Origin of the sequence: Limimonas halophila (genome assembly GCF_900100655.1) — a bacterium.
GTDB classification, from domain to species: domain Bacteria; phylum Pseudomonadota; class Alphaproteobacteria; order Kiloniellales; family Rhodovibrionaceae; genus Limimonas; species Limimonas halophila.
Genome location: NZ_FNCE01000007.1, coordinates 1 through 14,874 on the forward strand (window position 1 = coordinate 1; position 14,874 = coordinate 14,874).

Annotated in this window: 14 protein-coding genes and 1 tRNA gene; 12 read left to right on the top strand and 3 right to left on the bottom strand. The window is 71.0% G+C overall.

Annotated features, from left to right (window positions below):
• A partial coding sequence (locus BLQ43_RS09760; protein WP_090020284.1) for an HAD hydrolase-like protein occupies positions 1 to 232 on the top strand: 232 nt, incomplete at its 5' end.
• Positions 233 to 436: 204 nt separating this feature from the next.
• On the opposite strand, the gene aroA is transcribed toward BLQ43_RS09760, so the two are convergent.
• Entirely contained in the window at positions 437 to 1,768 is a 1,332-nt protein-coding gene (gene aroA, locus BLQ43_RS09765) for a 3-phosphoshikimate 1-carboxyvinyltransferase (RefSeq protein ID WP_090020286.1), read from the bottom strand.
• 137 nt (positions 1,769 to 1,905) lie between these two features.
• Between aroA and BLQ43_RS09770 the strand changes: the two genes are divergently transcribed.
• Both BLQ43_RS09770 and BLQ43_RS09775 read left to right on the top strand, forming a co-directional pair.
• Complete coding sequence (locus BLQ43_RS09770) at positions 1,906 to 2,280, top strand: TIGR02300 family protein (protein WP_090020289.1); 375 nt, start codon at positions 1,906 to 1,908, stop codon at positions 2,278 to 2,280.
• Positions 2,281 to 2,402: 122 nt separating this feature from the next.
• Positions 2,403 to 2,478 (top strand) — tRNA-Ala (locus tag BLQ43_RS09775).
• Between the two features lie 118 nt (positions 2,479 to 2,596).
• On the opposite strand, the gene BLQ43_RS09780 is transcribed toward BLQ43_RS09775, so the two are convergent.
• Both BLQ43_RS09780 and BLQ43_RS09785 read right to left on the bottom strand, forming a co-directional pair.
• Complete coding sequence (locus tag BLQ43_RS09780) at positions 2,597 to 3,022, bottom strand: copper chaperone PCu(A)C (protein WP_090020291.1); 426 nt, start codon at positions 3,020 to 3,022, stop codon at positions 2,597 to 2,599.
• Positions 3,023 to 3,125: 103 nt separating this feature from the next.
• Positions 3,126 to 3,404: a hypothetical protein gene (locus BLQ43_RS09785; protein WP_090020293.1), complete on the bottom strand. Its 279-nt coding sequence runs from the start codon at positions 3,402 to 3,404 to the stop codon at positions 3,126 to 3,128.
• A 375-nt stretch (positions 3,405 to 3,779) separates the two neighbouring features.
• On the opposite strand from BLQ43_RS09785, the gene dnaK reads away from it, so the two are divergent.
• From dnaK to queG, 9 genes are all read left to right on the top strand, one after another.
• A complete protein-coding gene (gene dnaK / locus BLQ43_RS09790; protein ID WP_090020295.1) occupies positions 3,780 to 5,735 on the top strand; it encodes a molecular chaperone DnaK in 1,956 nt (651 codons plus the stop codon).
• A 185-nt stretch (positions 5,736 to 5,920) separates the two neighbouring features.
• On the top strand, positions 5,921 to 7,060 hold the full coding sequence (gene dnaJ, locus BLQ43_RS09795; protein WP_090020298.1) for a molecular chaperone DnaJ: 1,140 nt from the start codon (positions 5,921 to 5,923) through the stop codon (positions 7,058 to 7,060).
• A 489-nt stretch (positions 7,061 to 7,549) separates the two neighbouring features.
• The gene (locus tag BLQ43_RS14415; protein WP_143006243.1) at positions 7,550 to 8,413 is read left to right on the top strand and encodes a PAS domain S-box protein; all 864 of its coding nucleotides are present in this window, start codon (positions 7,550 to 7,552) and stop codon (positions 8,411 to 8,413) included.
• Positions 8,362 to 8,481 carry a HAMP domain-containing histidine kinase gene (locus BLQ43_RS14915; RefSeq protein WP_090020304.1) on the top strand — a complete coding sequence of 40 codons (120 nt, stop codon included), beginning with the start codon at positions 8,362 to 8,364 and terminating at the stop codon, positions 8,479 to 8,481. Before BLQ43_RS14415 ends, BLQ43_RS14915 begins: the two co-directional genes overlap by 52 nt.
• Positions 8,482 to 8,582: 101 nt before the next feature.
• The gene (locus tag BLQ43_RS09815) at positions 8,583 to 10,601 is read left to right on the top strand and encodes a sensor histidine kinase (protein ID WP_218119174.1); all 2,019 of its coding nucleotides are present in this window, start codon (positions 8,583 to 8,585) and stop codon (positions 10,599 to 10,601) included.
• A gap of 122 nt (positions 10,602 to 10,723) precedes the next feature.
• Entirely contained in the window at positions 10,724 to 11,770 is a 1,047-nt protein-coding gene (gene queA, locus BLQ43_RS09820; protein ID WP_090020308.1) for a tRNA preQ1(34) S-adenosylmethionine ribosyltransferase-isomerase QueA, read from the top strand.
• A complete protein-coding gene (gene tgt, locus BLQ43_RS09825; protein ID WP_090020311.1) occupies positions 11,767 to 12,903 on the top strand; it encodes a tRNA guanosine(34) transglycosylase Tgt in 1,137 nt (378 codons plus the stop codon). The genes queA and tgt overlap by 4 nt, the downstream gene beginning before the upstream one ends.
• Positions 12,900 to 13,355 (top strand): preQ(1) synthase, encoded by a 456-nt coding sequence (gene queF, locus BLQ43_RS09830; RefSeq protein WP_090020313.1) that lies wholly within the window; start codon positions 12,900 to 12,902, stop codon positions 13,353 to 13,355. The genes tgt and queF overlap by 4 nt, the downstream gene beginning before the upstream one ends.
• A gap of 289 nt (positions 13,356 to 13,644) precedes the next feature.
• Entirely contained in the window at positions 13,645 to 14,778 is a 1,134-nt protein-coding gene (gene queG / locus BLQ43_RS09835) for a tRNA epoxyqueuosine(34) reductase QueG (protein ID WP_090020315.1), read from the top strand.
• Positions 14,779 to 14,874 lie beyond the last annotated feature (96 nt).

Here is a 14,874-nt window from a genome sequence, read left to right on the forward strand (position 1 = left end):
GATGCTGGGCAGCCCCGACCCGGCCAGCGTCATGGCCGTGGGCGACAGCCTGCCCACCGACATCGCGGGCGCCACCGCCGCCGGCATCACGGGCGTGCTCGTGACGGGCGGCATCCACGCCGGCGATCTGGGCGTGCGCATGGGCGAGGCACCCGCGCCCGAGGCCCTGGCCCGCCTGTGCGACGCCAAGGGCATCTGGCCCAGCGCCGCCATCCCGGCGTTCCGGTGGTGACACCTTAGAGCATCGTGCGTGAAATCGTGTCTGCCGAGAAGGCCGGAAACCTCACGCTAGGTTCCTGTCTTTCCTGTGCGAGCAGATTCCGCGCCTGCGGCGCGGGACACGTCAGTCCCACGCCCTTCGGCGTGGTAGCCGTGTGGCTGTCCACGCACGAGCAAGCAGAATCACTCGCGTGATTCTGCTTTACGGCGATCTGCTCTAACCGGCGGCGGCGATGCCCGCCCTGGCGCGCTGCATCAGCTCCGCAAAGCCGGGGAAGGAGGTGGCGATCGCCCCGGCGTCGTCGATCGCCGTGCCGTGGCGGCTGGCGAGCCCGAGCACCAGGAAGCTCATGGCGATGCGGTGGTCCATGTGCGTCGCCACGGTTTCGCCGCCGGGCACCGGGCCGCCGCAGCCGTGGACGGTGAGCCAGTCGTCGCCGGCCTCGACCGGGACGCCGCAGGCCGTGAGCCCCTCGGCCAGCGCCGCGAGCCGGTCGCTTTCCTTCACGCGCAGCTCGCCCACGCCGTGCATCGTCGTCGGCCCGTCCGCGCACGCGGCGGCGACGGCGAGGATGGGGTACTCGTCGATCATGCTGGGCGCGCGCTCGGCGGGCACCGCGACGCCGCGCAGCCGGCTGGTCCGGGCGGTGATGTCGGCGATGGCCTCACCCGCCTGTTCGCGCTCGTTCGCGACCTCGATGGCCGCCCCCATCTCGCGCAGCGTGGTGAACAGCCCCGTGCGGTGCGGGTTCATGCCGATGGCCGGCAGGTGGACCTCGGAACCCGGCACCAGCAGCGCCGCCACCAGCGGGAAGGCGGCCGACGAGGGGTCAGCCGGCACCTGCACCGGCCGCGCGTCAAGCTCCGCTTCGCCCGTCAGGCGGATCTCGCGCCCGGCGTCGGTATCCTGCACCGAGAGGTCCGCACCGAAGGCGCGCAGCATGCGCTCGGTGTGGTCGCGCGTGGGCGCGGGCTCGACCACGCGCGTCTCGCCCGGCGCGGCCAGCCCCGCCAGCAGGATCGCCGACTTCACCTGCGCCGAGGCCACGGGCAGCGCCCCGTCGTAGGGCAGCAGGTCGGGCCGCCCCGTGATCGCCAGCGGCAGGCGCCCGCCGCTGCGCGCCAGGAATTGGGCGCCCATGCGCGACAGCGGCTCGATCACGCGGTTCATGGGCCGCCGGCGCAGCGAGGCGTCGCCCGTCATAAAGGCCGTGAAGGGCTGCCCCGCGAGCACGCCGAGCATCAGGCGCGCCGCCGTGCCGGCGTTGCCCATGTCCAGCACGTCGGCCGGCTCCGCGAGGCCGCTCACGCCGCGGCCCCAGACCCGTGTGGAGTCGCCCCGTTCGACGGTGGCGCCCAGGGCCTCCACGGCCGCGGCGGTGGCCTGCACGTCTTCGGCGTCCAGCAGGCCGGTGATCGCCGTCTCGCCGACGCTGAGCGCACCCAGCATGAGCGCGCGGTGGGAAATGGACTTGTCGCCCGGCACGCTGAGCGTGCCGGTCAGCGGACCGCCCGGCCGGGCGGCCATGGCGCGCGGGCCGGTGACCATGCGGCGTGATCCTCGTCGTCGTGCGGGAAAGGGCTGAGCCAGCGATTTCCCTTTTGACAGGGCTGGCCTGGGCGTGGCAATCGCCGAACCCCCGGCGATGCCGGAAGGGACGCGACCACTGAGAGAGGGGGATCGCCGTGGCGAAGCCCGAGTGGGGCAAGAAGCGTCAGTGCCGCTCCTGCGGCACGAAGTTCTATGACCTGCGCCGCGACAAGCCCACGTGCCCGAACTGCGGCGCGGTCTTCGAGCCGGAGGGTCCGGCCAGCGGGGGTCGCCGCTCCCGCAAGAGCCAGCAGCCGGCTGCCGCCCCGGCGCCTGCTGCGGCCGCCGAGCCCGAGGCGGAAGCCGAGGAGCTCGAGCCGGAGGCCGAGGCCGCCGGCGAGGAAGAACCCTTGGAGGAAGACACCGGCAACGACACCGAGGAAAGCGACGTCCTCGGCGAGGACGACACCCTGGCCGGCGACCAGGACCTGTCCGAGGTCGTCAGCGGCGAGGAAGACCCGGAAACCTGACATCCGGGCGCAAAAAGCCCCTTGCCAGCGCCGCTCACGGTGACTAGGTTCCGGGCTAGCAGCGGGGCGTTTCCCCGCGATCCCAGCACACCGCGGCGCCAGCCGCCGCGGTGCCCTTCGGTGGGGCCGTAGCTCAGCTGGGAGAGCGCTACAATGGCATTGTAGAGGTCACGGGTTCAAGTCCCGTCGGCTCCACCAACATCGCCCCAGATTAAATTAAGACAAAACGCGTTCACCGGAATTCCGAGTTCTAGCATCGTGGATTTGACCTCGTGTGTGCGCTCGCCGTGTGTTCGGCGGCGGGTAGCCGGTTCCTTCAGTGACCCGGCTGGCTTTCCACGATGATGGTGAGCTTCAGCGGCGGCTGGTCGGCGAAGTGCAGCGTCAGCGGGAAGCGGTCCCCCTTGCCCAGCGCGCGCGTCAGCCCGGTCAGGCGGATGTGCTCGCGCCAGCGCGCCAAGTTGGCAAAGCCGCCGGCGTCGATGCGCAGGCTTTCAAGCCGTTCCGCGTCCGAACCGGTTCCGTTGCGCAGGAAGGCTTCGGCTGCCACGGGCGTGGTCACGCGCACCAGTTCGCGCGGCGCGTCGCCGTCGTTGGCCAGCGGCACGAACACCATCGTGGCGCCGTCCGCCGCCGGCGGCGCCCAGGCGTGGCCGGCCTGAATGGCCCCTTCCTTCGCCGAGTGCGCGAGCGCGGCGGCGGGCAGCATCAGCGCCAGGGCGAGGGCGGCGAAACGCGGCACGGCGGACCTCCATCCATACTGGCCGTCAGGTCCTTGAGATTAAGCACGCGCGGGCGGGCGCGCACGGCGTCACGATGTCCCAGCGCCGCCGCACACGGTCCGGTCAGTCGGGGTCGGTATCCTCGCTACGCGCCAGCTCGCGGCGCTCTTTCTCCTTGCGCCACTGCTCGGCGCGGTGGCTGCCCCAGATGCGGAAGCCGAAATAGGTCACGCCCGCGACGATGGCGATGGCGAAGCCGCCGTGCTTCATCGCGGCGTTGTCGAAGTAGAGGTCGCCGGAAAGCGAGATCACGGCGGCGATCGTCACCGTCGCCATCAGCGCGTTGAGGATGCCCGCGTAGACGGGCTCCTGGCGGGGATCGCCGTTCTTGCCGTCGGCCATGGTGCGTGTCCTCAGGCTTGCGGGGACCCGCGAGCGTGCCGCACCCGCCGCCCGCAGCCAAGCGCCGGCGCGCCCGACGCCTCCCCCGGGCGTGGCGGCCGCGCGCCCGCCCGCTCCGTCGAAATCGGGATTCTGACCCGCCTCCCCCTTTATGGCGTCACGCGGGTGCTTATATGGCCGTGCGAAACGTACGGAATTCGCGCGGCGGGACGTGCCGGCGGGCCACCACCTCGCGCGCGCCCGCCGGCCTTCGCGACCAGCACGGCGGGCGGGCGATCCCCGGCGATCGCCGCCCCACAGCAGACCATCACCAGGGACCCTGGCGGCGCTTGCACAGGCCGCCGGCGCGTTCGCTGAAAGGGAGAGAGACAGGCCATGAGCAAAGTCATCGGCATCGACCTCGGCACCACGAACTCCTGTGTCGCGGTCATGGAAGGCCAGCAGGCCAAGGTCATCGAGAACGCCGAGGGCAACCGCACCACGCCCTCGATGGTCGCGTTCACCGACGAGGGCGAGCGGCTGATCGGGCAGGCCGCGAAGCGTCAGGCGGTCACCAACCCCACGAACACGCTGTTCGCCATCAAGCGCCTCATCGGCCGCCGGTTCGACGATCCGACGACCAAGAAGGACATGGATCAGGTCCCCTACAAGATCGTCGAGGCCGACAACGGCGACGCCTGGGTCGAGGCGCAGGGCGAGAAGTACAGCCCCTCGCAGATCTCCGCCTTCATCCTGCAGAAGATGAAGGAAACCGCGGAGAACTACCTGGGCGAGACGGTCGAGAAGGCCGTCATCACCGTCCCCGCCTACTTCAACGACAGCCAGCGCCAGGCCACCAAGGACGCCGGCCGCATCGCGGGCCTGGAGGTCGAGCGCATCATCAACGAGCCCACGGCCGCCTCGCTCGCCTACGGCCTGGACAAGAAGCAGACCGGCACGGTCGGCGTCTTCGACCTCGGCGGCGGCACGTTCGACATCTCCATCCTGGAGATCGGCGACGGCGTCTTCGAGGTGAAGGCCACCAACGGCGACACCTTCCTGGGCGGTGAGGACTTCGACCAGCGCCTCATCGACTACCTGGCCGACGAGTTCAAGAAGGAGCAGGGCATCGACCTGCGCCAGGACAAGCTCTCGCTCCAGCGCCTGAAGGAGGCCGCGGAGAAGGCCAAGATCGAGCTGTCCGGCGCCCAGCAGACCGAGATCAACCTGCCCTTCATCACGGCGGACCAGACCGGGCCCAAGCACCTCAACATGAAGCTGACGCGGGCCAAGCTGGAGAGCCTCGTCGAGGACCTCGTCCAGCGCACGATCGACCCGTGCAAGCAGGCCCTCAAGGACGCCGGGATGTCCGCCGGCGAGATCGACGAGATCATCCTGGTCGGCGGCATGACGCGCATGCCCAAGATCCAGGAGCAGGTGAAGCAGTTCTTCGGCAAGGAGCCGCACAAGGGCGTCAACCCGGACGAGGTCGTCGCCATGGGCGCGGCCATCCAGTCCGGCGTGCTCCAGGGCGACGTGAAGGACGTGCTGCTGCTCGACGTCACGCCGCTCTCGCTGGGCATCGAGACGCTCGGCGGCGTGATGACCAAGCTGATCGAGCGCAACACCACGATCCCGACCAAGAAGTCCCAGACCTTCTCCACGGCCGAGGACAACCAGACCGCCGTGACCATCCGCGTCTACCAGGGTGAACGCGAGATGGCCCAGGACAACAAGATGCTGGGGCAGTTCGACCTGGTGGGCATCCCGCCGGCCCCGCGCGGCGTGCCGCAGATCGAGGTCACTTTCGACATCGACGCCAACGGCATCGTCAACGTCTCGGCCAAGGACAAGGCCACCGGCAAGGAGCAGGCGATCCGCATCCAGGCCTCCGGCGGGCTCTCGGAGGAAGACATCGAGCAGATGGTCAAGGACGCCGAGGCCCACGCCGAGGAGGACCGCAAGAAGCGCGAGCTGGTGGACGCCAAGAACCAGGCCGAGGGCCTGATCCACACCACCGAGAAGACGCTGAGCGAGGTCGGCGAGAACGTCTCCGCCGAGGACAAGCAGGAGGTGGAGAACGCCGTCTCCGCCCTGCGCACCGCGGTGGAGAACGAGGATCTGGAGGACATTAAGGCCAAGACCGAGGCCCTGTCCCAGGTCTCCTCGAAGCTCGGCGAGGCCATGTACCGCAACGCCCAGGGCGGCGAGGACGCGGCCGGCGCGGCGGCCGGCGGCGACGGCGCCTCGGCCGGCGGCGAGAGCCAGTCCTCGAGCCAGGACGAGGGCGTCGTCGACGCCGACTTCGAGGAAGTCGACGAGAACCAGAAGGGCGGCAGCCAGTCCCAGTAAGGGACGGCCGCCACGCCAGGCCGGAGCGGGCGGGTGCCAGGGGCGCCCGCCCGCTTCGCGGTATTTCCAGGGGCCCGCGCCCGGCGTCCGCACCGGGAGATTCAGGGCCGCTTCATCATTGTATGCGACAACAGGGCCGCTGAGACGACTTCGCTCACGCCAGGAACAGCGCGCAGGTCGGCGTAATGGCTGAAAAGCAGGACTATTACGAGATGCTCGGCGTCTCCAAGGGCGCCAGCAAGGACGAGATCAAGAAGGCCTACCGCAAGCTGGCCATGAAGTACCATCCGGACCGCAACCCGGATGACGCCGAGGCCGAGCAGAAGTTCAAGGAAATCGGCGAGGCCTACGAGGTCCTGGGCGACGACGACAAGCGCGCCGCCTACGACCGCATGGGCCACGCCGCCTTCGAGCAGGGCGGCGGCATGGGCGGCGGCTTCGGCGGCGCCGGCATGGGCGGCATGGGCGGCTTCGGCGACATCTTCGAGGAGATGTTCGGCGACATGATGGGCGGCCGCCGCGGCCGGCAGCGCGGACGCGGCGCGGACCTGCGCTACGACATGGAAATCTCCCTGGAAGACGCCTTCTGGGGCAAGGACACCGAGATCCGCGTCCCCGCCGCCACCACCTGCGAGACCTGCGAGGGCTCCGGCGCCGAGCCCGGCTCCAAGCCCACCACCTGCGGCACCTGTCAGGGTGACGGCCGCGTGCGCGCCCAGCAGGGCTTCTTCACCATCGAGCGCACCTGCCCCGCCTGCGGCGGCCAGGGCCAGGTCATCGACCGCCCGTGCAAGACCTGCCAGGGCGCCGGCCGCCGGCAGGAGGAGCGCACGCTCCAGGTCTCCATCCCCGCCGGCGTCGAGGACGGCACCCGCATCCGCCTGGCCGGCGAGGGCGAGGCCGGCATGCGCGGCGCGCCCTCCGGCGACCTCTACATCTTCCTGGGCATCGAGCCCCACCGCATCTTCGAGCGCGACGGCGCCAACATCTACTGCCGCGTGCCCATCAAGATGACCACCGCCGCGCTCGGCGGGCAGATCGAGGTGCCGGCCATCGACGGCTCGCGCGCCCGCATCTCCGTGCCCGAGGGCACGCAGCCCGGCCAGCAGTTCCGCCTCAAGGGCAAGGGCATGCCCATCCTGCGCACCGAACGGCGCGGGGACATGTACGTCGAGGTGGACGTCGAAGTGCCGCGCAACCTCTCCAAGAACCAGAAGGAGCTGCTGCGCCAGTTCGACGAGGAAAGCACCGGCGAAAAAACCAGCCCCAACTCCGAGGGCTTCTTCTCCAAGATCAAGGAATTCTGGGAAGACCTCACCGAATAAACACGAGCGTGTTAGCGCGCCGCTGGCGCGCGAGCTGAAGCTGTCAATCGCGTATGTCTTTCGACACCAGCGTCACGCCGAAATGGACGGTTTTCTCAATTCCAACATACCCGCCGGCCTCCGGGTCGGCGGGTAAACACGTGGGTGTTTAATCCCATTCGTCATTCGACACCGGCATCTCGCGGCGATGAATGGGTCCCTCTAGCTCTCACACCCACCAGCCTTCGGGTCGGCGGGTAAACGTTTGGACGTTTCATTCCATCCGCATCCCTGTGCGACAGCGCGGCATGCCGCCGGACTGAATTTTCCGGCATGTCGGCACCGTGCACGCCTGTCAGCGTGCCGCGCGCCTTCGTCGTCCTCTGCGTCATGCCCGGGCCCCGATCCGGGCATCCAGCATTGCCCTCGGGCGCGTAACCAATTAATCCCCTGTTCAGCGCCGGGTGATATGGTTCTCCAAACGATGCATCAGCGCGACCCGTGCCGCCCATGACCGACGACGAGACCCGGCGCCTGCCGGAACTCTTCGACGCCAACATCCTGGACACGGCGGCCGAACCGGCGTTCGACCACGTCACCCGCGTGGCGGCGCGGCTGTTCCGCACCCCCATCGCCCTGGTGTCCCTGGTCGACGCCGAGCGCCAGTGGTTCAAGGCGCACGTGGGGCTGGATTGCAGCGAATACCCGCGCGAGCACGCCTTCTGCGCCCACGCCATCCAGCACGATGCCGTCTTCGTCGTGCCGGACGCCTGTGCCGACCCGCGCTTCGCCGAGAATCCCCTGGTCACGGGCGAGCCGCACATCCGCTTCGACGCGGGCGCGCAGCTCCGCACCTCGCTGGGCGCCAAGCTGGGTACGCTGTGCATCATCGACAGCGAACCGCGCCACCACTTCGGCCCCGAGCCGCTGACCCTCGGCGCCGATCATACCGGGGGCGACATGATCCCCGGCGCGGCCGCGCACCAGCTCCACGCCTTCGTGGAGACGACGCAGGACGCCGTCATCACGGCCGACAGCAGCGGCCGGGTGACGAGTTGGAACCGCGGCGCCGCCCTGATCCTCGGCTATCCCGCCGCCGAGGCCGTCGGGCCGTCGCTGAGCGACCTCATGCCGGAACGCTACCGCGCCGCGCACGAGGCCGGGATGGATCGCGTGACACAAAGCGGCCATTCCCAAGGACGGCACCGTCGTCTTCACCGTGGCCGACACCGGCACCGGCATGCGCGCCGAGGACATCCCCAAGGCGCTGGAGGCCTTCGGCCAGCTGGACGATCCGCAACAGCGCGCAGGAGGGGACGGGCATGGGCCTGCCGCTCGCCAAGCAGCTGGCGGAAACCAAGGGCGGAACGCTGACCGTCCACAGCACCCCCGCCGAAGGCACCCGCGTCCGTGTCGCCCTGCCCGCCGCCGGGGCGGGCTGACACGGCCGGCCCGATGCAACCCATTGGTGCAATTTTGAGTGGTTTTTGGTCGCCGAATGGTGTATCCGCCGGTGTCGCCGAGGACCACAGCGGACCCAGCGATGACCGACGAAACCAGCCGACTCGCTGCGCTCGCCGACACCCAGCTTCTCGACACCCCGGCCGAACCGGCCTTCGACCAGGTGGCGCGCCTGGCCGCACGGCTGTTCGACGTGCCCATCGCGCTGGTTTCCCTGATCGACGCCGAACGCCAGTGGTTCAAGGCGTGCATCGGCCTGGACGCGGCTGAGACACCGCGCGAGCACGCCTTCTGCGCGCACACGATCCAGCAGGACGGCATCATGGTCGTCCCGGATGCGCGCGTGGACCCGCGATTCGCCGACAACCCCCTGGTCACGGGCGAGCCGCACATCCGCTTCTACGCCGGCGCCCCGGTGCGCGCGGCCACGGGCGAAAAGCTGGGCACGCTCTGCCTCATCGATGACACGCCGCGGGCGCCGCTGTCGGAGGCCGAGCTGTCGCTGCTGCGCGAGCTGGCGAAGCTCGCGGAAGAACAGATCCGCGTGCGCAGCGCCGCCGCCTCGGCGTCCGCTCAGCCCACGCCCGACGGCGACCGGCTCGTGCAGGCCGCCCCCGACGCGCTCATCCAGGTCGACGCCACGGGCGGGGTGGTGGCCTGGAACGCCGCCGCCGAACGGCTCTTCGGCTGGTCCGCGGCGACGCTGCGCGGCATGCCGCTGCCCTTCCTGGACGGCGTCGCCGGGGACGCCTGGTGCGCCCTGCACCGGCGCGCTGGCTCGGGAGAAACGGTGCACGGCTGGCACAGCCACGCCGACGCCCGCGACGGCACGGTTCACCCCGTTCGCGTTGATGCCGCGCCCGGGCCCGATGCCGGCGGCGCGGTCTTCACCGTGGCGCCCGATCCCGACGCCACGGCCGAGGTTCCCGCCGAACCCGGGGGCGGGTCCACGGTGGGCGAGGCCCGTGCCCTGAACGCCTTCGTCGAGATGACGCGGGACGGCGTCATCACCGCGGACCTGAGCGGGCGTATCACCAGTTGGAACCCCGGCGCGGCGCAGATGTTCGGGCGCTCGGCCGACGACGCCGTGGGCCGCCGGCTCAGCGACCTCATGCCGGCGCGCTACCGCGCCGCGCACGAGGCGGGCATGGCGCGCGTGGCCCGCGAGCGCCGCTCGCGCCTGGCCGGGCAGCAACTGGAGATGACGGCGCTGCACCGCGACGGCACGGAATTTCCGATCGAGCTGGCGGTCACGAGCTGGCTGGAGGACGGCGAGATGAAGTTCGGCGCCGTCGTCCGCGACATCAGCCGCCGCCGCCAGGCCGAGCAGGAGCGCCGCGCGGTCATGGAGGCCCTGCACGCCGAGAAGGAGCGCGCGGAGGCCGCCAGCCACGCCAAGAGCCGCTTCCTGGCCAACGTCAGCCACGAGCTGCGCACGCCGCTCAACGCCATCGTCGGCTTCGCCGAGATCCTCGCCGACCCGGCGATGGCGGCGGTCGTGCAGGCGAACCACCGCACCTACGGCCAGGACATTCTGGACAGCGGGCGCTACCTGCTCTCCGTCATCGACACCCTGATGGACCTGAGCCGCGCCGAAGCCGGGCTGGCGAGCTTCGACCCCGGCCCCGTGGCGGTCGCGCCGGTGGTCCAGCGTGTCGCCCGCATGGTGCGCGAGCGCGCGCGGCTGGCGAACCAGGATCTGCGCGTCGAGGCCGCGGACACCCTGCCGCCGGCCCACGCCGACGAGACGGCGCTGCGCCGCATCCTGCTGAACCTGGCGACGAACGCGGTGCAGTTCACCGGGGAAGGCGGCGCGATCGTGCTGCGCGCAACGCCCGGCAGCGACGGCGTAACCATCACCGTCGCCGACACCGGACCGGGCATGGACCCGGCCGAGATCCCGCGCGCGCTGGAGCCCTTCGGCCAGCCCGGTCACCCCTTCAGCGCGCCGACCGAGGGCACGGGCCTGGGCCTGCCCATCGCCAAGCAGCTTACCCGCACACTGGGCGGCGAGCTGCACGTGGACAGCGCGCCGGGCGCGGGCACCCGCGTGACGGTCACGCTCCCCGCCGCCGAAAGCGCGGAGGCCAGCGCGGCCTGACCGCGCCGCGCGGCGGCGCCGATCCGTGCGACTCCCGTGGATGCTTGGGTTCGCCGCGCGCGCGTGCTATCCGCCGGCCACCACCGCAGTCGGCGGCGGCAACCAGCAGCGCGGGGCGGCGCGTGCAGACCAGCGACTTCGACTTCGAGCTTCCCGAGCACTTCATCGCCCAGCGCCCGGCGCGGCCGCGCGACAGCGCGCGCCTGCTGGAGGTGCGCGCGGACGGACTCAACGACCGCACGGTGCGCGCGTTGCCCGAGCTGCTCGGCCCCGACGACCTGCTGGTGTTCAACGACACGCGCGTCATCCCGGCGCAACTGACCGTGCGGCGCGGCGAGGCGCGCGTGGGCCTGACGCTGCACAAGCCCGACCCGGAGGACGACGCCGTCTGGCACGTCTTCGCCCGGCCCGCCAAGCGCCTGCGCCCCGGCAACACCGTCCACGCGGGTGATACGCTGTCCGCCGAGGTCCTGGCCCGCGACGGCGGCGAGGTCACGTTGCGCTTCGACCGCGGCGGCGCGGCCCTGCGCGAGGCGCTGGAGGAGGTGGGGCAAACGCCCCTGCCGCCCTACATCGACCGCCCCGAGGGCCCGGACGAAGCCGACCGGGACGACTACCAGACCGTCTTCGCGCGCGAGCCGGGCGCGGTGGCGGCGCCGACGGCGGGGCTGCACTTCACCGACCGCCTGCTCGCCGAGCTGGACGCGCGCGGTGTGCGCCGGGCGGGCGTGACGCTGCACGTGGGCGCGGGCACCTTCCTGCCGGTCAAAAGCGACGACCCGCGCGAGCACCCCATGCACGCGGAACACGGTCATCTCGATGCCGGAACGGCCGAGGCGGTCAACGCTACGCGCGCGGCGGGCGGGCGCGTCGTCGCCGTGGGCACGACGGCGCTGCGCCTGCTGGAAACGGCGGCGGCGGATGATGGCACGGTCCACCCCTTTGCCGGCGAGAGCGACCTCTTCATCCTCCCCGGCTACCGCTTCAAGGCCGTGGACTGCCTGATGACCAACTTCCACCTGCCGCGCTCCACGCTCTTCATGCTGGTGTGCGCCTTCGCGGGCACCGCGCGCATGCAGGCCGCCTACGCCCACGCCAAGGCGGCGGGCTACCGCTTCTACTCCTACGGCGACGCCTGCTTCCTGCACCGGCAGGAGGCGGCGGCGTGAGCATCGGCTTCCAACTTCAGGCGCGCGACGGCGCGGCGCGGCGCGGCGTGGTCGAAACCGCGCACGGCCGCGTGGACACCCCGGCCTTCATGCCCGTGGGCACGGCCGCGACGGTGAAGGCCATGCGCCCGCAGGACGTCGCGGCGACGGGCGCGCAGATGGTGCTGGGCAACACCTACCACCTGATGCTGCGCCCGGGCGCGGAGACGGTGGCCGAGCTGGGCGGTCTGCACCGCTTCATGGCCTGGCCCGGGCCCATCCTGACCGACAGCGGCGGCTACCAGGTCATGTCGCTGGCGAAGCTGCGGAAGATCGACGAGCGCGGCGTGCGCTTCCGCTCGCACATCGACGGCAGCAAGCACGAGCTGACCCCCGAAGGCGCGGTGGAGATCCAGGACCTGCTGGACGCCGACATCGCCATGCAGCTGGACGAATGCCCCGCCGCCGGGCGCCCGCGCGACGAGGTCGCCGACTCCATGCAGCTCTCGCTGCGCTGGGCGGAGCGCTGCCGCGCGGCTTTCCGCGAGCGCGCGGGCTACGGGCTGTTCGCCATCGTCCAGGGCGGGATGCACGACGACCTGCGCCGCGAGTCGGCCCATGCGCTGACCGGGATGGATTTCCCCGGCTACGCCGTCGGCGGGCTCGCGGTCGGAGAGGGGCAGGCCGAGATGTTCCGCGTGCTGGACGTCACCGTGCCCGAGTTGCCCGAGGCCAAGCCGCGCTACCTCATGGGGGTGGGCCGGCCGCTGGACATCGTGGGCGCGGTGGAGCGCGGCATCGACCTCTTCGACTGTGTGCTGCCCACGCGCTCGGGCCGCACGGCGCAGGCCTTCACGCACGGCGGCGCGGTCAACATCCGCAACGCCCGCCACCGCCGCGACCCGCGCCCGCTCGACCCCGCGTGCGGCTGCGGGGTGTGCAGCACCTTCTCGCGCGCCTACCTCCACCACCTGATCCGCGCGGGCGAGATGCTGGGCCCCATGCTGCTGACGGAGCACAACGTCTTCTTCTACCAGACGCTCATGCACCGCCTGCGCGACGCGATCGCGGCCGGTGCGCTGGCGGACGAGGCCGCGCGCATCCGCGCCGAACAGGCGGCGGGCGACATCGCGCCCATGGAGGCCAAGGCATGAGCACGGACGAGCCGTCGCATCTCGGCCGGGCGAGCGGCATCCCGGCGCGGCCGGAGGACGCCGTGCTGGACGTCGTGGCCGACCCGCACCCGGACGAGACCTATCTGGTGCGCTTCACCTGCCCGGAGTTCACCTCGCTCTGCCCCATCACGGGCCAGCCGGACTTCGCGCACCTCGTCATCGACTACGTGCCCGACCGGCACCTGCTGGAGAGCAAGGCGCTCAAGCTCTACCTGCACAGCTTCCGCAACCACGGCGCGTTTCACGAGGCGTGCACCGTCGGCATCGCCAAGCGCCTCATGGCCGCCGCCAACCCCGTGTGGCTGCGCCTGGGCGGCTACTGGTACCCGCGCGGCGGCATCCCCATCGACATCTTTTACCAGTCGGGCGAACCGCCCGCCGGGCTGTGGCTGCCGGAGCCGGGCGTGCAGCCGTATCGGGGTCGGGGCTAGGGCACCGCCACTGGCGTCATCCCCGAACCGTCATGCGCGTGCTCCGTCACGCGCATCCACGTCACGGGAGGCAGCGATCCGCTTCACCGCCGAAGGAGATGTTTGAGCGTGGGTGGCCGTGACCACCTGAACGGGGTCAGGTGGCAGGCTCGGTGCGGCCACGACGGTTTGGGGCGAGCACAGCGCTGCGAGGACAATGCCCCGATCCCACCCAATGAAAAAACCGTGCACCATCGACGGCATCCACCTCTCGACACGGCCGCGATCATGCCGCCACATCCCCAGTGTCATGGCTGACACCGACCCCAAGGCCGCCATCCGTACCCAGGCGCTGGAGCTGGGCTTCGACGCCGTCGGCTTCACCGAGGCCGACCTCGGCGAGCAGGCGCGCGAGAACCTGCACGCCTATCTGGCGCGCGGGCACCACGGCGACATGGGCTGGCTGGCGGACACGGCCGAACGGCGCGAGCATCCGCGCGCGCTGTGGGACGACGCGCGCTCGGTGGTGGTGCTGGGGCTCAACTACGGGCCGGCGCACAACCCGCTGACGGTGCTGGAGCTGCCGGACCGCGGCGCCATCTCGGTCTACGCGCAGAACCGCGACTACCACGACCTCGTCAAGAAGCGCCTCAAGCGCCTGGCGCGCTGGATGCACGAGACCCTGGGCGCGCAGGTGAAGGTCTTCGTCGACACCGCGCCCGTCATGGAAAAGCCGCTGGCCGAGCGCGCGGGCGTGGGCTGGCAGGGCAAGCACACCAATCTCGTCTCGCGCCCCCTCGGCTCGTGGCTCTTCCTGGGGGAGGTCTTCACCGACCTCGACCTGGAGCCGGACGCGCCGGAGGGGGATCACTGCGGCTCCTGCCGGCGGTGCCTGGACGTCTGCCCCACGAACGCCTTTCCGGCCCCGTATCGATTGGATGCGACGCGCTGCATCTCCTACCTGACGATCGAGCACAAGGGCCATATTCCGCGCGAGTTCCGCGCGCCCATGGGCAACCGCATCTACGGCTGCGACGACTGCCTCGCCGTGTGCCCGTGGAACAAGTTCGCCAAGCCCACGGACGAAACGGCGCTCTGGGGCCGGGTGGAGTTGCGCGCCCCGCGCCTGCGCGATCTGGTGAACCTGGACGACGCCGGCTTCCGGCAGGTCTTTTCCGCCAGCCCCATCAAGCGCCTGGGCCGCAACCGCTTCGTGCGCAACGTCCTGATCGCCATCGGCAACTCGGGCCAGCCGGCGCTCGTTCCCGAGGTGCGCGCCCGCCTGGACGACAACAGCGCGTTGGTGCGCGCCATGGCCGTGTGGGCGCTGGCGCGCTTGGCCGACGCCCGGACGGTCGAGCAGGAGGCCCGGCGCCGCCTCGCCGTCGAGGATGACGCCGAGGTTCGCGCGGAGTGGCGGATGGAGCTGGGCGAGCCGGTCTGATACAGAGCACCCAAAGAGCGCAAGGCAGCGCCTCATTCTGTCTTTCTCCTCAAGGAGAAAGAACCCTGCCGCGCTCCCGCTGATACATCTTCGGCT